The following is a 19653-nucleotide window of genomic DNA, read 5'->3' on the forward strand; positions in this document are numbered from 1 at the left end:
GGCGTGACGGCGTCGTTCTCGGCGGAAGACGCGACGGCCTACTACCAGGCCGGCAACGTGAACCTGACCGGCGCGACCGTCGGCAGCATGGTCGGCGGTACGTACGGCACCAACGCCATCGGCGGCTCGCGTTCGCCGAACCTCGTCGGTATGGTCCGTGTCGACCAGGCCTGGGGCATGTTCCAGGCGTCGGTCGCTGCGCATGACAACCACGTCGCCTACTACGGCGCGACCGAAGCCACCGGCCACCCCGACGACAAATGGGGTTGGGCTGTTCAGCTCGCTCTGTCGATCAAGAACATCCCGACCGGTGCGGGTGACGTGATCAACATTTCGGGCGTCTACACCGACGGTGCGACCCGCTACAACTTCCAGAACTTGGCGGGCAGCAGCTACTCGATGTTCGGCAGCTCGGGCGTTGCCTATCAGAGCGTCGGCTTCGCCTATGCTCCGGACACCGTGTTCGTCACGGGCGGCCAGCAGGAAACCGTCAAGACCTGGGGCTTCCGCGGTGCTTACACCCACAACTGGGATCCCTACTGGAACACCGCGCTCTACGGCGCCTACGCTCAGGCGCAGTATGGCTCGGTCGCCAAGACCGCTCTCTGCGGCGCTGGCGGTGCAGGCGGCGTGTTCGGCGGTCTCGCCGGCGTCACGGGTTGTAACCCTGACTTCGCCGTCGGCCAGGTCGGTATCATCACCCGCTGGACCCCGGTCAAGAACCTGACGTTCTCGGGCGACCTGAACTGGACCCGTCTCGACCAGAAGTACTCGGGCACGGTTGGTTACGCCGGTGCCGGCACGACGGCCAAGCCGGCCGCCCTGTACCAGCTGAAGGATCAGGACAGCGTCACCCTGCTGCTCCGCGCCCAGCGCAACTGGTAAGATCTTTCGAACCACGTGATGAACACCCGGCGGGAAACCGCCGGGTGTTTTTTTGTGCGCCCATTCCGCGTGATGCCTGACGCCCCCGTTGCCCGGATCGAGCCAACGGGTCGCGCGAATGCGCTGCCCGATGGTGTAGGGACCGCTCGCCCGGCATCGTGCGCCGTCCCGGATTACGCTGGCGCTCCATCCGGGCTACGGCACCGAGCCTGTTTCGCTGCTCTGAGAATCTCCTCGCGCAAATATTCCGTTCTATCGAAATTCGGTTTCGGCGACAGTGGTGATTGCAGGACGCTCAATCATTGCGAGGAGCCCGCGACAAATTGCGAAGCAATTTTGCGCTGGTGATGAAGCACTCCAGAATCTTTCCGCGGAAAGACTCTGGATTGCTTCGCTGCGCTCGCAATGACGGCGTGGAGAGAGCGGGCGTCATAACACTGCTCGCCGGGGCCCATCTATCCGCGTCGCACTCTGTCGCTTTCTGGGTCCCGGCTCTGCGCCGCAACGCTGTCAGCGTTGCGGCTTGTCCGGGACACGGGAGAACTGCATGCGTCGTTCAGAGACAGGCGCTGCGAAGTTGTCCGCGGGCTGTGCCGCAACCACTCGCGCGGAAATTGCGTGTGCCTCAGCCCTGGCTTGCCATCCGCGCGCGGTCGAGATGCTCCTCGATCTTGGGGCGGTCGCGGGTGCGCTCGAAACTGGTGCACAGCAGTTCGGTCTCATCGAGCGAGACCGGAGCGCGATACAGACGGCACATGAATTCGGCGCTCGCGCGACCTTTTGAGGTGCCCGGGCCGCGTTCGGCGAGAAACATGCAGTCCCGGCAGACGCTGGCATCGAGCCGCTGATGGGCCGCGTCGAGGTGATTGAGAACTTCGCGGAGCGAGTCGCGCAGCCTGACGCATTCGTCGTTTCCAAGCGAGGTGACCGCATTCACCACGTGATTGATCGGGTCGTGCTGGTTCAGGCATTTCTCGCCCTGGGCGGTGACGTGCAGGACGACAGAACGCTTGTCCTCTTGCGACGGCTTGCGCACCAGAAAGGATTTGCTCTCCAGCGTCTTCACGATCTGCGATGCAGTTGCTCTGGTGGCGCCGATGAAGCCGGCCAGCGCGGATGGCGTGCGCGAAAACCTGTTGGCGCGGCCGAGAAAGCGCAGCGCCATCCATTCGCGATCGCGCAATCCATGCTGATTGCCTTCGAAATACCAAGCCCTCGCCGCCTGAACCAGCAGCTCGACGGCTTCCCGTGCCAACGGCATGAATCTACCTCGTCCCCGGAACTTCGTCTGCGGCGCCCCGAAGCCGCTTTGCACCCTGGCCCGCGAAACCATCGAAAGACATCGAACGGTTGCAGCTGTCCGGCGAACACGTCGTGTCGAGCTCTCGTTCGAAGGAACGAATCGCAGTGCGCCCGATCTGGACCGATGCGCGTCGCGTGCTTCGGAGTGACGAACTGCGTCGTTGGCGTCCCAACAGCGTCGTCGCACGGGAGCCCGAGTTGCCGTCGCCAGCCGACGATGGATCGGAATAGTTCAACCGAAGCCCCTGAGTTCAAGTCACACGCAGACGTTTCTTATATTCCATTGAAACGATGAATGAGCTTCTCAACAAAATCAAGTAGAGACGCTCGCGAGCCCAGATGTCGTTGCAGGCGAATGTAACGTTCAAGACAATCTCGCTCATCGGGACACATGATAGTGAACGCAATACGCTGCCCGGCAAGCAACATGCACTCAATTCTGCGACGCCATGATTGCACGGCATCCTGCTGACCGTGATCGACGCAAATTGATCGAAGCTTGTGCACGACGACGATGAGTTCGGCACGTCATCCACAACTTGTGGGTGGAGCCGGAGAATCGTCAAGGGAACTCGGAGGAACTACACGCGTCGGTTGTTGACCGTTATGCTCGCAGAATCGCCGGTGCGGTCGCTTCTAGCGCTGTCGTCCGCTGTTCTCACCCGAGTGGTGACGGCGCTCAGGACGGAAAACCGGCGACGGCCGTGCGGCGCATGCGCCGGCGGCGTGGCGGCATGCGCAATCTCCTGTCGAAAACAACGGGCAGGAGCAGGATAGCGGCCCATGTTGCGAGCGGTCGCGGCCTCTTGCGCGGTTATTCGCCCTTCAGCATGTCCCGCAGCTCGCGAAACGGATCGGCACTCGGCGGAGCCGAAGCGTCTTGCCGCATCGCGCCGTAGATTCCCGGAACCATGTCGACCGCCTGGTCGAGGCCCGAATCACGTCCCGACTGATAGCCGCCCATCAGGCGAAGGTCGCGCGTGTCCTCGTATTTGGCGATCAAGGCGCGCAGCTTGCTGACCAATTCGCGCTCTTCGGGATCCCAGACGTTGTGGGCGAGGCGCGAGACCGAAGCCAGCACATCGACGGCCGGATAGCGCGCCTGGTCGGCAATGTGCCTGGAGAGCACGATGTGCCCATCGAGCGTGCTGCGGATGGTATCGGCGATCGGCTCGTTGTGATCGTCGCTGTCGACCAGCACCGAGAAGATCCCGGTGATGGTGCCGGAACCTTCCTCGCCGGGCCCGGCGCGCTCCAGGAGGCGCGGCAGATCGGTGAAGACCGTCGGCGCGTAGCCGCGCGCGACCGCAGGCTCGCCGGCGGCGAGCGCGACCTCGCGGGCGGCGTGGGCGAAACGCGTGATCGAATCGACCATGAGCAGCACCGATTCGCCCCGGTCGCGGAAATATTCCGCGACCGCCATGGCCGTCTTCGGCGCCAGCCGCCGCATCATCGGGCTTTCGTCTCCGGTCGACACGATGGTGACGGCGCGCTGGCGATCGTTGCCCAGCACGTCCTCGATGAACTCGCGCACCTCGCGGCCGCGCTCGCCGACCAGGGCCAGTACGACAGTATCGAAACCCTGGCTGCGGGCGAGCATCGCAAGCAGCGTCGATTTGCCGACGCCGGAGCCGGCAAAGATGCCGACGCGCTGGCCGGCGCAGATCGGCGCGAACAAATCGATGACACGTACGCCGGTGCGCAGCGGCTTGTGCACGCGTGCGCGCTTCATGGCCGGCGGCGCCTCAGCCTCCGCCGAGACCGCTTGTGGGCCCGGCGTGAGGGGCCCCAATCCATCCAGCGGCGCACCGAGAGCGTTGATGACGCGACCCTTCCAGCTCGGATCGGGCGCAAAGGACAAGGGCGGCATCCGGTAGGCGACCGAGCCGAGGCCGCCGGCGAACTGCCGGTCGAACGGCTTGGCGATGATGCCCTCGCTGTCGATTCGCACCACCTCGCCGATCTGCGGCTTGCCGCCCGAATTGACGCCGATGAGCTCGCCGAGCCTGACGAAGCGCGACAGGCCGGAGACACGGAAATGCGTCGGCGCGATCTCGGAGATCGCGCCGCTGACGCTTGCCAGGGGAGTGCTCTGCTGAAGCTCCAGCAGCGCCCACTCGAGTTGCCGAAGAGCGTTCAAGGAAACCGTCCAACCTCAATCTCAATGCGCGCGGGGCGCGGTCTACTTGCCGGGTTCGCCCAGCGTCCGGATGGCGTTCTGCAGCGAGCTCTCGGTGCCCTCGATCATCGAATTGGTGCCGTCGAAGGCGCGTGAGGCCGCGATCAGTTTGGTCAATTCCATCATCGGATTGGCGCCGGAGCCCTCGACATAGCCTTGCTTGAAGCCGTCGCGGGAGAAATCGGCGATGGCGCTCGCGGGCCGGTCCGGCGTCACGCCGGAATTGCCGTAGCGCTCGAGATTGGCGTCAGCGGGGATGTTGAACAGGCCGATGGTGCCGATCTCGTTGTTGTCCTGGGTGATCGCGCCGCTGCGCGAGATCGAGACCGGTCCGCCGTTCGGGTCCAGCGTGATCTGCGCGCCGCCGGAATCGACGACGGGAAAGCCGCTCACGGTCTGAAGATCGCCGTTGGCGGCGATCTGGAGCCGGCCGTCGCGGGTGTAAACCGTGCCGTTGGGACCTGCGAAGGCGATCCAGCCCTGGCCGACCACGGCGACGTCGAGCGGATTGCCGCTCTCGGTGATGTTGCCTTGCTCGCGCGAGATGATGTTGTCGCCGGGCGAGGAGAAGGCGACCGGGTTCGCGCCGGCCTTGGACAGCACGGTCTCGAACTTCACCACGTCGGTGCGGAATGCCGCCGTGTTGACGTTGGCGACGTTGTTGGCGATCGTCTGGAGGCGCTTTTCGAGAGCGACCTGGGCCGACAATCCCACATAGAGGGCCGATTGCATGATCTACTTTCCGAACCGGAGGGACTGAAGTTTCGAGAGCATGTCGATATCCATGCTGGCCGAGCTGGCGCCGCCGATCAGGACCAGCGCGGGATTGGTCGAGCTGTTGCTCTGGGCCTGGGTCGCATCCCACATCGCCGCGAAGCGCTGCACGAATTTGGTGACCTTGGCCGGGTCCTGGAAATCGGTGAGCTTGACCCTGTTCGTGATCATCTTGGCCTGGGCGTCGATGTTGGCCGCGCTGATCGTCGAGGGCAGGCCGAGCGCAGTCTGAACCACCTGCGTCAGCGCCTTGTCCGCGAGGACCTGGTAGGCGGTCGTGATTGTGGACGCCTTGCGGGTGAAATAGAGCGCCAGCCGCAGGCCCTCGTTCTGGTCACCGGCTTTCTGCTCCATCGTCTGCGTGACATAATGGGTCGCCGTCCCGGTCGTGGCCTGGGTGGTCTTCGTCGCGTTGCTGCCGAGGGCGGCGAAATTGAAGGTGGTGGCGAATTCCCGGTAGCGGATGTCGGTCAGCTTGTTGGCGAAGGTGTTCTTGTTGCCGACACCCTCGGTCAGCACCTTGCGCATGAACGCCTTGGCGTAGGTCATGTCACTGAGGCCAAAGGCCTTCATCGCGTAGGAATAGAGGCGAAAGTCCTTCAGGAAGTCGTCGATCGTCTTCACGTTGCCGATATGGCTCAGGAAATAGTCGGTCTCGCGGCTGACATCCGGCTGTGTCGCGACCTGCGTCAGCGACTTGCCCATGTCCTTGGTCAGTCTGGTGTAGTCCGCGATGGTGGATAGCATGACACGCGCCCCTCTGGCCGCTGTTGCGACGCCGCCCCAAGCTGCCGCCGATTGCTTGCGCGGGGCTGGCGAGGCGGGAAGCCAGCTTCGCGCAAGGCTCGCCGGCTAGATATTCCCGGTGGGATTGGCGATGGAGCGGCGCGTTGGGCAGTTTCGTGGGGATTTTCATCACGGTAGCGGCGCTGCTCGGCGGATTTGCCGCCATGGGCGGGCATCTGGCCGTGCTCATGCAGCCGTGGGAGTTCGTCATCATCATGGGGACCGCGGTCGGCACCTTCATCGTCGCCAATCCGTGGAAGACGGTGGTGGATACCGGGGTTGCCTGCATGCAGGCCATCACCGGCGCGGTGCCCGGCCAACGCTACTACCTTGATCTGCTCGGCGCGCTCCACGCCCTGATGCGAGAGCTCAGGGGCAAGGGCCGCAACGAAGTCGAGGCCCATATCGACGATCCCGCGTCCTCCGAGATATTCAAGGCGTTTCCGAGCGTGCTCGGAGACCCCTCGCTGCTCCAGTTCATCTGCGACTACGTCCGCCTCATCATCATGGGCAACGCGCGCACGCACGAGATCGAGGCGCTGATGGACGAGGAGATCCACACCATCGTGAAGAGCAAGCTGGCGCCCTATCATGCGCTGGTGACGGTGTCCGAGGCGCTGCCGGCGCTGGGCATCGTCGCCGCGGTGCTCGGCGTCATCAAGGCCATGGGCGCGCTCGACCAGTCGCCGAAGCTGCTCGGCGGCTTCATCGGCGCGGCCCTGGTCGGCACCTTCGCCGGCATCTTCCTGTCCTACGGCGTCCTTTCGCCCTTCGCGATCAAGATCAAGATGACGCGCGAGAAGAAGTGCCGGCCCTACATCATCGTCAAGCAGACGCTGCTGGCGTTCATGAACGGCGCCATGCCGCAGATCGCCGTCGAGCACGGCCGCAAGATGATCGCGAGCACCGAGCGGCCGTCGATCGACGTCGTCGAGAACGAGACCATCGCAGGTCCCAAGGCCGTCGTCACCGAGCCCGAACCCAAGGCTGCCCGCGCATGATGATGGAAGACGTCGAGGTCGATCAGCGCAAGCAGCTGCCGAACTACCTGCTGGACGCGGCCGGCATATCGATCGAACGCATGCCGATGCTCAATGTGATCTTCGATCGCATGGCGGCATCGTGTACCGACAGCCTGCAGCCGATGGCGGGAACACCGTGCTATTTCTCGGTCAACGGCATCACCAACGATCCACTCGGCGACATTATCAAGGACTACGAGGGCAACGCGGTCGCGGCGGTGCTCTATGCGGAGCAATGGGACTCGCGCGTCATCATCATGCTGGACCGCGACTTCGTGTTTACGATGGTCGAGGCGATGTTCGGATCCGACGGCGCGGAACCGCCGCTCGATGTCGAACGCACGTTCTCGAACATCGAGATCCGCCTGGTCCAGGCACTGTTCGAGCGGTTCGCCAAGGCGCTGCAGAGCGCCTTTGCCGGCACGTCGAACGTCACCTTCCGCGTCGAGCGGGTCGAGACGGCGATGGCCTCGCTGGCGATCGGGCGCGCCAGCAACATGTCGATCTGCGCGAACATGATGGTGCAGGCACTCTACCGCGGCGGCCAGATGTTCCTGATCATTCCGCACTCCGCGCTCAACCCGCTCAGGCAGAAGCTCGCTCACGTCGTCGTCAGCGACGGCCGGGCGACCGATCCGCGCTGGCGCGAGCAGATGGAGAGCGAGGTTCACCGCACCGAGGTGACGCTGAGCGCGGTGCTCGACGAGAAGATGATTTCGCTCGAGGACGTCGTCAAGTTCAAGGTGGGGCAGGTGCTCGAGCTGGAGGCGACGCCGCGCACGCTGGCCCGTCTCGAGAGCAACAACCAGGTGCTGTTCTGGTGCCAGATCGGCCAGCTCGATGGCTATTACGCCATGCAGGTGGCCGATCCCGTCGATCAGAAACGGGAGTTCGTCGATGATATCCTATCTCGTTGATGCCGTGCTGTTGATCGCGCTCGCCTTCACCAGCATGCGGGTGACCCGGATGCACCGCGAGCTGGCGCGGCTGCGCAGCTACCAGGGTGAATTCTCCACCATCGTCCACGAGACCGCGGGCGCCTTCGACACTGTCATCACCGCGGCGCATGATTCCACAGCCAATCTCGGACGGCTCGCCAACGTGCTGACCACCAAGATCGATCAGGCCCATGAGGCGATCGCAGCACTCGATGCGAGGAGCGGGCTCACGTCGGCCGCGACCGCAGGCGGCGCTGAGGTGAACAAGCACTGAAGCGAGAGCCGGCAGAACCAATACGAGCGGAACGCCAAGGCGCTCCGGGAGCGGAAATACCAAGAGGCGATACCAGATGGCGCAATCCTTCGACTATGAGTCTGCCACACGAGCACCGGCCGCCGACGAGGGCCATACCGAAGCGTCTCCGTTGGAGCGGCTGGCGGAGATCGCCGCGCGCACGGCGGAGGAGAGCGGCAAGTTCGCCAACGTCGATGCCATCCTGCGCATTCCGGTCACCATGCAGGTGGTGCTGGGATCGGCGACCATTCCGGTGGCAAACCTGATGAAGCTCGGGCGCGGCGCGGTGGTTCCGCTCGACCACCGGGTCGGCGAGCCCGTCGACGTCGTTGTCAACGGCCGCATCGTCGCCCGCGGCGAGGTGGTCGTCGTCGAAGAGGACAATTCCCGCTTCGGCGTCTCGCTCACGGAGATCGTCGGTCCCTTGGGGCAGGGTGACAGCTGACCATGGCGGCACAGGTCGGCATCGCTCCCGTAAAACAGCGAGGCGTTGCCACGCTGGGCGGTACGGAAAAGGTCGCGGCGCTCCTGCTGGCCATGGGCCGGCAGGCGGCCGCGAGTGTGCTTGCGCAATTCGAGCCGCAGGACATTCGCATCGTTACCAAGGCCGCGGCCGAGCTGCGGCCGATCACGGCGCAAGAACTCGAATCCATCGTGGAGGAGTTCGCCCAGCAATTCTCGATGGGCGCGAACATTCTCGGCACCCTCGGTGGCTTGGAGGCGGTGCTCGGCGACGTGCTTCCAGCCGACCAGGTGTCGGCGATCATGTCGGACCTGCTCGGCAATTCGAGCCGGTCGGTGTGGGACCGTGTCTCGTCGGTGTCCGAGAACTCGCTCGCGAGCTACCTGTCTAAGGAGCATCCGCAGACCGCGGCGCTGATCCTGTCCAAGGTCAAGCCGGCCTGCGCCGCCAAGGTCATGAGCCAGCTGCCCTCGAGCCTGCGCAACGAATTGATGCGGCGCGTGCTCAGCCTCAAGCCGATCGCCGACGACGCCATGAGGGTGCTCGAGAAGACGCTGCATGAGGATCTGACGCTGAACTTCGCCCGCAACCTCGGCGCCGACACCTACGCCCGCGTCGCCGACATCATCAACAAGATGGAGCGCGGACATATCGAGGACATGCTGAAGAGCCTCTCGGAGAAGCGGCCGAAGTCGGCCGAAGTGCTGAAGGAGCTGCTGTTCACCTTCGACGACGTCATCAACCTGGCGCCGAAGGCGCGCACCATGATCTTCGATCAGGTGCCGACCGATCGTATCGTCGTCGCGCTGAAGGGCACCGACAAGCATTTCCGCGAACTGATCCTGTCCGCGGTCGCCTCGCGCGTCCGCCGCGTCGTCGAGCACGAGCTCGCCATCGGCGAGCCGTCGAACCAGCGCGACGTGCTGGAGGCGCGCCGCGTCATCACCGACCTGGCGCTCGACCTCGCGGAGAAGGGCGAAATCGAGCTCAACCCCGATCAGGAGGATGAGCTGGTCTTCCGCTGACCGCTGAACGGGCATGGCAGAATCATCCGATCAGGAGAGCAAGACAGAAGAGCCGACCGAGAAGAAAGTCCGTGATGCGCTCGAACAGGGCAAGATCCCGGTCTCTCGGGAGGCCTCTATTTTCGCCTCGATGGCCGCGCTGATGGTCATTCAGGCGTTCCTGATCGGCCAGGGCGTGCAGCAATTGACGCCGACGTTGAAGAACCTCCTGGACGATCCCGAGGGCTTCCCGCTCTCGACCGGCGCGGACGCACAGAACCTGCTCACCGTGGTCGGTCTCGAGGCGCTGCGCTTCCTGGTGCCGCTGGTCGTCACCCTCGGCGCGTTCGGACTCGCCGCCTCGCTGCTGCAAAACGCACCGCGTCTGGTGCTGGAGCGCATCAAGCCCGACCTGTCGCGAATCTCACCGATCAGCGGCTGGAGCCGGCTGTTCGGAACGCAGGGACTGGTCGAGTTCGCCAAGTCGCTGTTCAAGCTGGCCGCCGTGACCTCCGTAGTTGCCTTCGTGCTGCGCGCGTCGGAGGCGAAGGCGTTCGAGGCGATGTACACCGATCCGGTTGCGCTGCCGGAGATGATCCTCAATATCGCGATGCGGATCGTCTCGGCAATCTGCATCGCGACCATCGTCCTGGTGGCGATCGATCTCGCCTGGGCGCGCTTCCACTGGCGGCGCCAACTACGCATGACCAAGCAGGAGATCAAGGACGAGCACAAGCAGGCGGAAGGCGACCCGCTGATCAAGGCGCGCCTGCGCTCGCTGGCGCGCGACCGCTCGCGGCAGCGGATGATTGCATCCGCATCGCGCGCGACGCTGGTGATCGCGAACCCGACGCATTTCGCGATCGCGCTGCGCTACAAGCGCGAGGAAAATCCGGCGCCGCTCGTGGTGGCCAAGGGCATGGACGTGATCGCGCTGAAGATCCGCGAGGTCGCCGAGCAGAACCGGATTCCCGTGATCGAGAACAAGGCGCTGGCGCGCGCACTCTACGAGGCGGTCCAGGTCGATCAGGTGATTCCGGCGGAATTCTTCCGCCCCGTGGCCGAGATCATCTACTTCCTCCAGTCGAAGCAGGCGTCGCGGACCGAGAAGGTCCAGTAGAATTCAGAGGACGACGTCCGGCCCAACAGCTTGACGAAAGCTTAACGCCCTAGGCTTCTCCCGAATGGACCAGAACGGGGCTGTCGTGGGACCGCTTTATCTCTTCGAACTCGCATCGTCGCAGGCGCGGTACCTCGAACTCCGCCAGTCGACCATCGCCACCAACGTCGCCAACGCCAACACGCCCGGTTTCAAGGCGCGCGACGTCGAGCCCTTCAACAAGGTGCTCGACGGCATGCCGGTGAGGCTTGCCATGACGTCGCCGTCGCACATGCAGCTGGCCGCGGCCGAGACCGACACGCGGGCGACCGCGAAGAAGGACAGCTGGGAAGTGGTTCACTCCGGCAATTCGGTCAGCCTCGAGCAGGAAATGATCAAGGGTAGCGACGTCAGTCGCGATTACTCGATGAACTCGGCAGTCGTGCGGTCGTTTCACCGCATGCTGCTGTCGAGCGCGAAGAGCTGAGGTGAATTGAGATGCTGGACTCACTGCAAGCGTCATTGACGGTCGCGAGCTCCGGGCTCGAAGCGCAGTCGACGCGTATGCGCATCGTCTCTGAGAATCTCGCGAACGCGACCTCGACGGGGCGTGCCGCCGGCGCCGATCCGTATCAGCGCAAGACCATCACCTTCGATGCCGCCATGGACCGCGCCTCGGGCGCGCAGCTGGCGAAGGTCAAGGAGATCGGGGTCGACACCACGCCGTACCGCGTGGAGTACGACCCGGGACATCCCGCTGCCGACAAGGCCGGCTACGTCAAGCTGCCGAACGTCAACATGATGATCGAGATGGCCGACATGCGGGAAGTCAACCGGTCCTATGAAGCCAATCTCCAGGTCGTGAAACAGGTGAGGTCGATGCTCGGCATGACCATCGACCTCTTGAGGAGCTGACAATGCTTGAGGCAATTTCATCCACTGCGATTTCCGCTGGGCAAGCGGCGAGCCGTGCGACCGAGGCGCAGGCCATCTCGCCGGCGGCGCCGACCGCCATTCAGTCCACCGACGATGTCGGGTTCGAATCGGTGATGAAGCAGGTGACGACCGACGCGATCGGGACGCTCAAGGCAGGCGAAGCGGCGTCGATCTCGGCGATGCAGGGCAAGGAATCTACCCGGAAAGTCGTGGAGGCGCTGATGTCGGCCGAGCAGGCCCTGCAGACGGCGGTCGCGGTTCGCGACAAGGTCGTGCAGGCCTATCAAGAAGTCGTCCGGATGTCGATTTGATCTGAAGGAATGAAGCTGTGAAATCGCTCGCCATTGCGGCCACGGGCATGAACGCCCAGCAGACCAACATCGAAGTCATCGCGAACAACATCGCCAACATCAACTCGACGTCGTACAAGCGCGCCCGCGCGGAGTTCACCGATCTGTTCTACCAGATGGACCGCATGCAGGGCGTCGCGAACGTCAACGGTTCGTCGCCGATCCCGGAAGGCGCCAATCTCGGTCTCGGCGTCAAGTCGGCGGCGATCCGCAAGCTGCACATCCAGGGCGCGCTGACGCAGACCGGCAACCCCTACGATATGGCGATCAACGGTCGCGGCTGGTTCCAGGTGCTCGGTCCGAACAACGAGGTGCAATACACCCGCGCGGGCTCGTTCAACACCAATGCCAACGGCCAACTCGTCACCATCGACGGCTATCTGCTGGATCCCGCGATCACAATACCGCAGGGCACGGTCGAGGTCACGGTCAACCAGACCGGCCAGGTCTTCGCCAAGCTGGATACCGAGGTGAACCCGCGCCAGATCGGCCAGCTCAACCTCGCCAACTTCGCCAACGAGGCGGGCCTCGAGCCGCTGGGCAGCAATCTCTACAAGGAGACCACGGCGTCGGGCACGCCGGTCGTCGGCCTGCCGGGCGATTCCGGCTACGGCAAGATCAACCAGAAATGGCTCGAAGCCTCCAACGTCGACCCGGTCAAGGAGATCACCGAGTTGATCTCGGCGCAGCGCGCCTACGAAATGAACGCCAAGGTCATCCAGGCCTCGGACGAAATGGCCCAGACCGTATCGAAGGGCATGCGCTAGTTCCGGTGTCTCGATGTTGAACAGGGTGGGCCTGATCGTGCGCGGGTTGGCCGCCGTGCTGCTGGTTCTGGCTTCGGCGCGCCTCGCCATGGCCGAGGAGAAGCGGCTTCCCGTGCCGGCGGTTGCGATCCGCGCCGGCGAGCTGATCCGGGACGACATGATCACCGAGCGCGCCTTCGCGCCGAGCCTGCTCGGCGTCGCCATGTTCGTCGAAGGGCGCCAGGTCCTGGTCGGCCGCATGGCGCGGCGCGCGCTGCTGCCGGGCCAGCCCATCCCAACCAACACGGTGGAAGACCCCTGGACCGTCGCCCGCGGCGCCATGGTCAAGGTCGTGGTGGAAGACAGCGGCCTGTCCATCGTCACTTACGGCTCGGCGATGCAGTCGGGTGCGTCCGGCGCGCTCATCCCGGTGCGCAACACGGATACCGGGGTGATCATCAGGGGCGTGGTCCAGCCGGACGGCACCGTGAAGGTCGTGGACGGGTCATGACCAGAATCCTGCTTGCGCTCGTCCTGCTGCTTTCGGCTGCCAGCGCCCATGCCGCCGTCCGCATCAAGGACATCGCGGACATCAAGGGTCTGCGCGAAAACCAGATCGTCGGCTACGGCCTCGTCATCGGCCTGAACGGCACCGGCGACACGCTTCGCAACGCTCCGTTCACGGAGCAGTCCCTGCAATCGATGCTCGAGAACATGGGCATCAACGTCAGGAACGAGACCACGAGCACCAACAATCCGACGCGTCCGACGACGCTGCGCACGCGCAACGTCGCGGCCGTGATGGTGACTGCTGACCTGACGCCCTCGATCGGGCCTGGCGAGCGCATGGACGTGACCGTGTCGTCACTCGGCGATGCGACGTCGCTTCTTGGCGGTACGCTGGTCATGACATCGATGCGCGCAGCGGATGGCGCCGTCTACGCGGTGGCGCAGGGCGCGATCACGGTGGCCGGTTACAGCGTCGGAGGCCAGGCGCAGAACGTCAGTCAGGGCACGCCGACGGCCGGGCGCATCCCGAACGGTGCGCTGGTCGAGCGCGAGGTGCAGGGAAGTCTCCACGAGATGGAGTTCCTGGTGCTGCAGTTGAAGAACCCCGACTTCGTCACCGCAACGCGCATCCTGGACGCCATCAACCGCTACGCCGGTGGACGCTACCGCGCGCAGATCGCCTTCGAGCGCGACTACCGTACCATCGTGCTGTCGAAGCCGCGCCACATCGGCCCTGTCCGCTTCCTTGCCGAGATCGGCGAACTGACGGTCGAACCTGATACGCCGGCACGGGTGGTGATCAACGAGCGCACCGGCACGGTCGTGATCGGGCGCGACGTGCGGATATCGACCGTGGCCGTGACGCACGGCAATCTGACGGTGCGTGTCACGGAGATGCCCGTGGTGTCGCAGCCGGCGCCGTTCTCGCGAGGGCAGACCGTGGTGGTCCCGCAGACCGTGGTCGAGGCCAACGAGGCCGGATCGCAGGTGGCGATCCTCAGCGGGGTCGATCTGCAGCGCCTGGTGCGCGGGCTGAACCAGATCGGCCTGAAGCCGTCGGGCATCATCGCGATCCTGCAGGCGATCAAGACGGCTGGTGCGCTCCAGGCCGATGTCATCGTCCAATGATGCGCAAGCGTCGTGCAAGCTTGGTCGCTCAATGCTCGGGTCTCGACCGAGAATCGCACGCCGCCCGATGCTGAAGCTGGATCACAAAGCCAAACTCCTCCTGCTGGTCGCGGCATCCGTGCTCGCGGGCGCGTCGCCCGCGCTGGCCCTGGATGAGGCCAAGCAATCGAAGCCGCTCAACCTGCTCTCCTTCGCGCGCGCCCGCGCCCCCGGCCCGCAGAAGCCGCAGCCGGTCACGGCGATGCCTGGCGACAATGCGTCGATCCGGGCGACGGCTTGGGCGGCCGAAGACCAGGGACCTGCGACCACTGGCGCAGTGCCCGCTTCCGAGACGCCAGCGGCTGCTGCACCACCATCTGCACCGGCGCGTCCGGCCAAGCCCGGCAGCGTCACGGCACCGCCGAAACCTGCGCCGCCGCAGGCCGCGGTATCCGCGGACAACGAGGTCGCCCTGTTCTGCAGCAACGTCGCCGATCCCGCCGTCGATGCGAGGCTGGCCTGGCAGCTCAAGGAGCTGGAAAAGGCCGAGAACCTGCTGCGCGAGCGGCTCGCCGAGGTCGAGGCCAAGCGCGTCGAATACGAGAAGTGGATGGCGCTGCGCGACGACTTCCTGAAGAAGGCCGAAGCCAGCGTCGTCGAGATCTATTCGCGCATGAAGCCCGAAGCCGCGGCGACCCAGATTGCCGGCATGGCGGACGAGACTGCCGCCGCCGTGCTCGCCAAGCTCAGCCCGAGGAATTCGAGCGCGATCTTCAACGAGATGGATACGGCACGCGCGGCGCACCTCGCCGACCTGCTTGGCGGAATGCGTCGCGTGGATGACGGAAAGACCAAATAGATGAAGAAGCCGATCCTCATCCTCTCGCTGGTGCTGGCGTCCGTGCCCCTGGCCGGATGCTTCCATGATCCGTCCGAGGTCCTGACCGGCCCGCAAATGTCGCCGGTCGGCAGCGGCCTCCGGACCCAGGCCGATCCGATTCCCGTGACGCCGCGCATGCGCACGCCTGTCAGCTATCGCTCGACCTGGGACGACGGCACCGACCTCTACCGCGATCCCCGCGCCCGGCGCACCGGCGACGTCGTGACGGTGATCATCTCGATGCAGGACAAGGCCAAGCTCGACAACAAGACCGGCCGCTCGCGCGATTCGCAGGTCAAGTTCGGGCTCGACTGGCTGATGGACGTCGCAGGGTGGAGCGACAAGGGATCGACCAACGCCAACCTCAGCACCAATACCCAGATCAAGGGCAACGGCCAGATCGATCGCACCGAGGATATCAAGCTCTCGATCGCGGCCATCGTCACCGACGTGTTGCCGAACGGCAATATGATGATCAGCGGCTCGCAGGAGTTTCGCGTCAACACGGAGATGCGCGTGCTCAACGTCGGCGGCATCGTGCGTCCGCGCGATATCTCGCGCACCAACACGATCTCCTACGAGAAGATCGCCGAGGCCCGCGTGTCCTATGGCGGTCGCGGAAATCTGTCCGACGTGCAGCAGCCTGGATGGGGACATCGGATCTATGACGCCGTGGCACCATTCTGAAGTTCGCGCCGGTCTGGCCGCATCGCGAGGGCAGGGGACGTGATGCGCCTGATTGGGGCCATCGTAGCGCTGACCCTTGTCGCGATCGGTGCGGGCGCGCTGGCCGGGCTGCATCTATTCGCGGCCGCCGAGCGCGTCGCCGACGCGAAGAAGACCGCCACGCCGCCGCCGCTTGCCTCGAGCTACGCCGGCAGCGCGCGGCTCAGGAAGCTGTCCCCGATCGTGACCAATCTCTCCGCGCCGGCCAACAACTGGGCCCGCATCGAAGCCTCCATGGTGACCGAGAGCATGAGCGACGAAGACGCCGGCATCCTGGCCGCCCACATCAGCGAGGACATCGTCACCTATCTGCGGTCGGCGACGGTGACGCAGTTCGAGGGATCGCGCGGGCTTCAGCATCTGCGCGACGACCTGACGGAGCGCGCCAATATCCGTTCGTCGGGCAAGGTGCGCGAATTGATCATTGAGACCCTGGTGATTCAGTGAGAGTGAAAATCCTGCTGCTCGCGTTGGTTCTGGTCGTGCTGCCCGAAGTGGCGCTCGCCCAGATTCCGGACCTCAACTCGCTGCTGCCGCCCGGAAACGGCTCGACCAGCGGCCGGATCATCCAGCTGATGGCGCTGATCACGGTGCTGTCGGTGGCACCGGGACTGCTCATCGTGGTGACGAGCTTCACGCGATTTGCGGTGGCGCTGTCGTTCCTGCGCGCCGGTCTCGGCCTGCAGACCACGCCGGCCAACCTGGTGCTGATCAGCCTCGCGCTGTTCATGACCTTCTACGTGATGGCGCCGACCTTCGACCGCGCCTGGGAGACCGGCGTCCAGCCGCTGATGAAGAACGAGATCTCGGAAGAGCAGGCCTATCTGAAGATCACGGATCCGTTCCGCGAGTTCATGCTGGCTCATGTCCGCGACAAGGATCTGCAGACCTTCGAGTCGCTCGCCGCGGAGAGCTTTCGCAAGAAGTTCGACGACAAGCGCGTCGATTTGCGCGTCATCATCCCGGCCTTCATGATCTCCGAGCTGAGGCGTTCGTTCGAGATCGGATTTCTCATCATCCTGCCGTTCCTTGTCATCGACATGATCGTGGCGACGCTGACGATGTCGATGGGCATGATGATGATGCCGCCGACGATCCTGGCGCTGCCGTTCAAGATGCTGTTCTTCGTGCTGATCGACGGCTGGAATTTGCTCGCCTCCGGACTTGTGCGGTCGTTCTCGTAACGGCGGCGATCGTCGGCCCGGCTCGTTATGGTTAGCGGAAAGTAATATTAACCATATGATATTGCTGAGGAATTCAAGCCGATCTTAATCCGCCGGCAAGATTCGACGTGTTAGCAAGGCGTCACGGCGGGTTGGACCTCACCCATATCGGTCCAAAGGCATGATGCCGCCCCTCCGTACCGGTGCAAGTCCGGTATGTCCCCTGATGAAAATGTAACGCGTACATAAAGGGACATTCGCAATGTCAAGCCTGCTCACGAACTCGTCCGCCATGACCGCGCTCCAGACCCTGCGGTCTGTCAGCTCGCAACTCTCCACCACGCAGAGCCGGATCTCCACCGGCCAGCGCGTGGCTACCGCCGCGGACAACGCCGCCTACTGGTCGATCGCGACCTCGATGCGCGCCGACAACGCCGCGCTCTCCGCCGTCTCCGACTCGCTCGGTCTGTCGGCCGCGACCGTCGACACCGAGTACACCGCTCTGAACAAGGTCCTCGGCGACAGCAACTCCGGCCTGACCAAGCTCCAGTCGCTGCTGGTCGAAGCCAAGACCGCCGGTATCGATCGCAGCAAGATCCAGTCGGAAATCACCCAGATTCAGCAGGACATGAAGAACGTCGCCAGCGCGGCGACCTTCAACGGCGTCAACTGGCTGAGCACGAACGCCTCCACGCCGACGACCGTCAATCTCGTGTCGTCGTTCTCGCGTGTCGGCTCCACGCCGACCACCAGCTCGATCACGGTGACCGTCGCCAACTACTCGCTCTACACTTCGAGCACGAGTGGTATCCTCGACACGGTGAGCGGCAGCGCGTCGGTCGACAGCCTCAACATCGGAGCACTGACCGACTCGTCTGCTGACCAGACCATTCTCGATGGTTACATCGCGAAGGTCACCGCAGCGATCGGCACGGTGTCTTCGGGCGCCGCCAACCTCGGCGCCATCAAGAACCGTATCTCGAACAACTCGGAGTTCGTGAAGTCGCTGATGGACTCGGTGGATCGCGGTATCGGCCAGCTCGTCGACGCCGACATGAACCAGGAGTCCACCCGCCTGGCGGCCCTCCAGGTCCAGCAGCAGCTCGGTGTTCAGGCGCTCTCGATCGCCAACAACAACAGCCAGAGCATCCTGTCGCTGTTCCGCTAAGCCTTTAGACGATCTCGGGAGGGCCGCGCTTCTCGCGAAGCGCGGCCCTTTCGTTTGCCCGACGCGCGCACCGTGATTTCGGCTGCCCTGTTGCAGCGGGGGCACGGTGCCACAAGCCCCGCACAAGCTTCGCTGGCTAGTCTCGCCGCTACGACGGATTGGGTTTACGCGCATTTCCGCAGCCCAAAGGCATGATGCCGCCCTGTCGTACCGGTGCAAGCCCGGTATGTCCCCATCCAATCTGTTTTCAAAGGGACATCAAAGATGGCTTCCAGCCTGCTTACCAACTCCGCTGCAATGACTGCGCTCCAGACCCTCCGGAATGTCAGCGCCAGCCTGCAGACGACCGAAAACCGCATCTCCACCGGCCAGCGCGTCTCGACCGCTTCGGACAACTCGGCCTATTGGTCGATCGCGACCTCGATGCGCGCCGACAACGCCGCGCTCTCCGCCGTCTCCGACTCGCTCGGTCTGTCGGCTGCGACCGTCGACACCGAATACACCGCTCTGAACAAGGTCATCGGCGACCAGAACTCCGGCCTGACCAAGCTCCAGGCGCTGCTGGTCGAAGCCAAGACCGCCGGTATCGACCGCAAGAAGATCCAGTCGGAAATCACCCAGATCCAGCAGGACATGAAGAACGTGGCCAATGCGGCGACGTTCAACGGCGTTAACTGGCTGAGCACCAACGCCTCCACCCCGGCGACGGTCAACCTGGTGTCGTCGTTCTCGCGCGTCGGCGCCACGCCGACGATCAACACCATCACGGTGACGGTCGCCAACTACTCGCTCTACACCTCGAGCACGAGTGGTATCCTCGATACGGTGAGCGGCAGCGCGTCGGTCGACAGCCTCAACATCGGTGCGCTGACCGACTCGACGGCCGACCAGACCACGATCGATACCTACATCGCGCAGGTCACCGCCGCGATCAACACGGTCAGCCAGTCCGCCGCCAACCTCGGTGCCATCAAGAACCGCATCTCGAACAACACTGAGTTCGTGAAGTCGCTGATGGACTCGGTGGATCGTGGTATCGGCCAGCTCGTCGACGCCGACATGAACGCGGAATCGACCCGGCTCCAGGCGCTGCAGACCCAGCAGCAGCTCGGCGTTCAGGCGCTCTCGATCGCCAACCAGAACAGCCAGAGCATCCTGTCGCTGTTCCGCGGCTAAGCGACGCTTTCGAAAACGACCGTGCTCCCTTAAGGGAGCACGGTCCCCGCCGTGACCGGCGGACGCGACGGCGCGACGTGCCCGCAATCGATCTCCCGACGTTGAATTTCATGCGACGCGCAGCGGCCGATCGTGCGGCCAGGC

Annotated in this window: 23 protein-coding genes; 19 read left to right on the forward strand and 4 right to left on the reverse strand. The window is 64.3% G+C overall.

Annotation, left to right across the window (positions count from 1 at the left end):
* Positions 1–885, forward strand: an 885-nt coding sequence (locus CV770_RS06315; RefSeq protein ID WP_201759719.1) for a porin, incomplete at its 5' end; no start/stop codon positions are given.
* Positions 886–1510: 625 nt separating this feature from the next.
* Here CV770_RS06315 and CV770_RS06320 read toward each other — a convergent pair.
* From CV770_RS06320 to CV770_RS06335, 4 genes are all read right to left on the reverse strand, one after another.
* A complete protein-coding gene (locus CV770_RS06320) occupies positions 1511–2146 on the reverse strand; it encodes a MarR family winged helix-turn-helix transcriptional regulator (RefSeq protein WP_091960795.1) in 636 nt (211 codons plus the stop codon).
* A gap of 855 nt (positions 2147–3001) precedes the next feature.
* Positions 3002–4327 (reverse strand): flagellar protein export ATPase FliI, encoded by a 1326-nt coding sequence (gene fliI / locus CV770_RS06325; RefSeq protein ID WP_104461700.1) that lies wholly within the window; start codon positions 4325–4327, stop codon positions 3002–3004.
* Between the two features lie 42 nt (positions 4328–4369).
* Positions 4370–5098, reverse strand: coding sequence for a flagellar basal-body rod protein FlgF (gene flgF / locus CV770_RS06330; RefSeq protein ID WP_104461701.1), 729 nt, complete (start codon positions 5096–5098; stop codon positions 4370–4372).
* Positions 5099–5101: 3 nt separating this feature from the next.
* Positions 5102–5887: a DUF1217 domain-containing protein gene (locus CV770_RS06335; protein ID WP_104461702.1), complete on the reverse strand. Its 786-nt coding sequence runs from the start codon at positions 5885–5887 to the stop codon at positions 5102–5104.
* A 143-nt stretch (positions 5888–6030) separates the two neighbouring features.
* Between CV770_RS06335 and motA the strand changes: the two genes are divergently transcribed.
* From motA to CV770_RS06425, 18 genes are all read left to right on the forward strand, one after another.
* Positions 6031–6927, forward strand: a complete 897-nt coding sequence (motA, locus tag CV770_RS06340; protein ID WP_028145751.1) for a flagellar motor stator protein MotA — start codon at positions 6031–6033, stop codon at positions 6925–6927.
* Positions 6924–7865, forward strand: a complete 942-nt coding sequence (locus CV770_RS06345; RefSeq protein ID WP_028145750.1) for a flagellar motor switch protein FliM — start codon at positions 6924–6926, stop codon at positions 7863–7865. Before motA ends, CV770_RS06345 begins: the two co-directional genes overlap by 4 nt.
* Positions 7846–8160, forward strand: a complete 315-nt coding sequence (locus CV770_RS06350; RefSeq protein ID WP_091960813.1) for a hypothetical protein — start codon at positions 7846–7848, stop codon at positions 8158–8160. The genes CV770_RS06345 and CV770_RS06350 overlap by 20 nt, the downstream gene beginning before the upstream one ends.
* A gap of 76 nt (positions 8161–8236) precedes the next feature.
* The gene (gene fliN, locus CV770_RS06355; RefSeq protein WP_091960816.1) at positions 8237–8626 is read left to right on the forward strand and encodes a flagellar motor switch protein FliN; all 390 of its coding nucleotides are present in this window, start codon (positions 8237–8239) and stop codon (positions 8624–8626) included.
* 2 nt (positions 8627–8628) lie between these two features.
* Positions 8629–9669 carry a flagellar motor switch protein FliG gene (locus tag CV770_RS06360; RefSeq protein ID WP_091960819.1) on the forward strand — a complete coding sequence of 347 codons (1041 nt, stop codon included), beginning with the start codon at positions 8629–8631 and terminating at the stop codon, positions 9667–9669.
* 13 nt (positions 9670–9682) lie between these two features.
* A complete protein-coding gene (gene flhB / locus CV770_RS06365; protein WP_038970828.1) occupies positions 9683–10768 on the forward strand; it encodes a flagellar biosynthesis protein FlhB in 1086 nt (361 codons plus the stop codon).
* Between the two features lie 64 nt (positions 10769–10832).
* On the forward strand, positions 10833–11234 hold the full coding sequence (flgB, locus tag CV770_RS06370; protein ID WP_091960822.1) for a flagellar basal body rod protein FlgB: 402 nt from the start codon (positions 10833–10835) through the stop codon (positions 11232–11234).
* A gap of 11 nt (positions 11235–11245) precedes the next feature.
* The gene (gene flgC, locus CV770_RS06375; protein ID WP_074120477.1) at positions 11246–11662 is read left to right on the forward strand and encodes a flagellar basal body rod protein FlgC; all 417 of its coding nucleotides are present in this window, start codon (positions 11246–11248) and stop codon (positions 11660–11662) included.
* A gap of 2 nt (positions 11663–11664) precedes the next feature.
* On the forward strand, positions 11665–11994 hold the full coding sequence (gene fliE / locus CV770_RS06380) for a flagellar hook-basal body complex protein FliE (protein WP_018318440.1): 330 nt from the start codon (positions 11665–11667) through the stop codon (positions 11992–11994).
* A 17-nt stretch (positions 11995–12011) separates the two neighbouring features.
* Positions 12012–12800: a flagellar basal-body rod protein FlgG gene (flgG, locus tag CV770_RS06385; protein ID WP_018318441.1), complete on the forward strand. Its 789-nt coding sequence runs from the start codon at positions 12012–12014 to the stop codon at positions 12798–12800.
* A 13-nt stretch (positions 12801–12813) separates the two neighbouring features.
* Positions 12814–13290, forward strand: coding sequence for a flagellar basal body P-ring formation chaperone FlgA (gene flgA / locus CV770_RS06390; protein ID WP_104461703.1), 477 nt, complete (start codon positions 12814–12816; stop codon positions 13288–13290).
* A complete protein-coding gene (gene flgI, locus CV770_RS06395; RefSeq protein WP_091960828.1) occupies positions 13287–14417 on the forward strand; it encodes a flagellar basal body P-ring protein FlgI in 1131 nt (376 codons plus the stop codon). The genes flgA and flgI overlap by 4 nt, the downstream gene beginning before the upstream one ends.
* Positions 14418–14484: 67 nt before the next feature.
* Entirely contained in the window at positions 14485–15255 is a 771-nt protein-coding gene (locus CV770_RS06400; RefSeq protein WP_201759720.1) for a MotE family protein, read from the forward strand.
* A complete protein-coding gene (gene flgH, locus CV770_RS06405; protein ID WP_091960834.1) occupies positions 15256–15963 on the forward strand; it encodes a flagellar basal body L-ring protein FlgH in 708 nt (235 codons plus the stop codon).
* A gap of 42 nt (positions 15964–16005) precedes the next feature.
* Entirely contained in the window at positions 16006–16449 is a 444-nt protein-coding gene (locus CV770_RS06410; protein WP_201759721.1) for a flagellar basal body-associated FliL family protein, read from the forward strand.
* On the forward strand, positions 16446–17186 hold the full coding sequence (gene fliP / locus CV770_RS06415) for a flagellar type III secretion system pore protein FliP (RefSeq protein ID WP_104461706.1): 741 nt from the start codon (positions 16446–16448) through the stop codon (positions 17184–17186). The genes CV770_RS06410 and fliP overlap by 4 nt, the downstream gene beginning before the upstream one ends.
* 241 nt (positions 17187–17427) lie before the next feature.
* Positions 17428–18333 (forward strand): flagellin N-terminal helical domain-containing protein, encoded by a 906-nt coding sequence (locus CV770_RS06420; RefSeq protein WP_104461707.1) that lies wholly within the window; start codon positions 17428–17430, stop codon positions 18331–18333.
* 264 nt (positions 18334–18597) lie between these two features.
* Positions 18598–19509 (forward strand): flagellin N-terminal helical domain-containing protein, encoded by a 912-nt coding sequence (locus CV770_RS06425; RefSeq protein WP_091960846.1) that lies wholly within the window; start codon positions 18598–18600, stop codon positions 19507–19509.
* The last annotated feature ends 144 nt before the right edge of the window (positions 19510–19653 follow it).

Source organism: Bradyrhizobium sp. AC87j1, from assembly GCF_002936975.1.
Taxonomy (GTDB): Bacteria; Pseudomonadota; Alphaproteobacteria; order Rhizobiales; family Xanthobacteraceae; genus Bradyrhizobium; species Bradyrhizobium shewense.

What these genes read in the sequence shown, in the direction of transcription:
- flgC (WP_074120477.1), top strand. Translation starts at nt 11,246, where the DNA reads ATGCTGGACTCACTGCAAGCGTCATTGACGGTCGCGAGCTCCGGGCTC.
- flgF (WP_104461701.1), bottom strand. Translation starts at nt 5,098, where the DNA reads ATGCAATCGGCCCTCTATGTGGGATTGTCGGCCCAGGTCGCTCTCGAA.
- flgB (WP_091960822.1), top strand. Translation starts at nt 10,833, where the DNA reads ATGGACCAGAACGGGGCTGTCGTGGGACCGCTTTATCTCTTCGAACTC.
- flhB (WP_038970828.1), top strand. Translation starts at nt 9,683, where the DNA reads ATGGCAGAATCATCCGATCAGGAGAGCAAGACAGAAGAGCCGACCGAG.
- CV770_RS06345 (WP_028145750.1), top strand. Translation starts at nt 6,924, where the DNA reads ATGATGATGGAAGACGTCGAGGTCGATCAGCGCAAGCAGCTGCCGAAC.
- CV770_RS06320 (WP_091960795.1), bottom strand. Translation starts at nt 2,146, where the DNA reads ATGCCGTTGGCACGGGAAGCCGTCGAGCTGCTGGTTCAGGCGGCGAGG.
- CV770_RS06400 (WP_201759720.1), top strand. Translation starts at nt 14,485, where the DNA reads ATGCTGAAGCTGGATCACAAAGCCAAACTCCTCCTGCTGGTCGCGGCA.
- flgH (WP_091960834.1), top strand. Translation starts at nt 15,256, where the DNA reads ATGAAGAAGCCGATCCTCATCCTCTCGCTGGTGCTGGCGTCCGTGCCC.
- fliN (WP_091960816.1), top strand. Translation starts at nt 8,237, where the DNA reads ATGGCGCAATCCTTCGACTATGAGTCTGCCACACGAGCACCGGCCGCC.
- CV770_RS06335 (WP_104461702.1), bottom strand. Translation starts at nt 5,887, where the DNA reads ATGCTATCCACCATCGCGGACTACACCAGACTGACCAAGGACATGGGC.
- CV770_RS06350 (WP_091960813.1), top strand. Translation starts at nt 7,846, where the DNA reads ATGATATCCTATCTCGTTGATGCCGTGCTGTTGATCGCGCTCGCCTTC.
- flgI (WP_091960828.1), top strand. Translation starts at nt 13,287, where the DNA reads ATGACCAGAATCCTGCTTGCGCTCGTCCTGCTGCTTTCGGCTGCCAGC.
- CV770_RS06410 (WP_201759721.1), top strand. Translation starts at nt 16,006, where the DNA reads ATGCGCCTGATTGGGGCCATCGTAGCGCTGACCCTTGTCGCGATCGGT.
- CV770_RS06420 (WP_104461707.1), top strand. Translation starts at nt 17,428, where the DNA reads ATGTCAAGCCTGCTCACGAACTCGTCCGCCATGACCGCGCTCCAGACC.
- CV770_RS06425 (WP_091960846.1), top strand. Translation starts at nt 18,598, where the DNA reads ATGGCTTCCAGCCTGCTTACCAACTCCGCTGCAATGACTGCGCTCCAG.
- CV770_RS06360 (WP_091960819.1), top strand. Translation starts at nt 8,629, where the DNA reads ATGGCGGCACAGGTCGGCATCGCTCCCGTAAAACAGCGAGGCGTTGCC.
- flgA (WP_104461703.1), top strand. Translation starts at nt 12,814, where the DNA reads ATGTTGAACAGGGTGGGCCTGATCGTGCGCGGGTTGGCCGCCGTGCTG.
- fliE (WP_018318440.1), top strand. Translation starts at nt 11,665, where the DNA reads ATGCTTGAGGCAATTTCATCCACTGCGATTTCCGCTGGGCAAGCGGCG.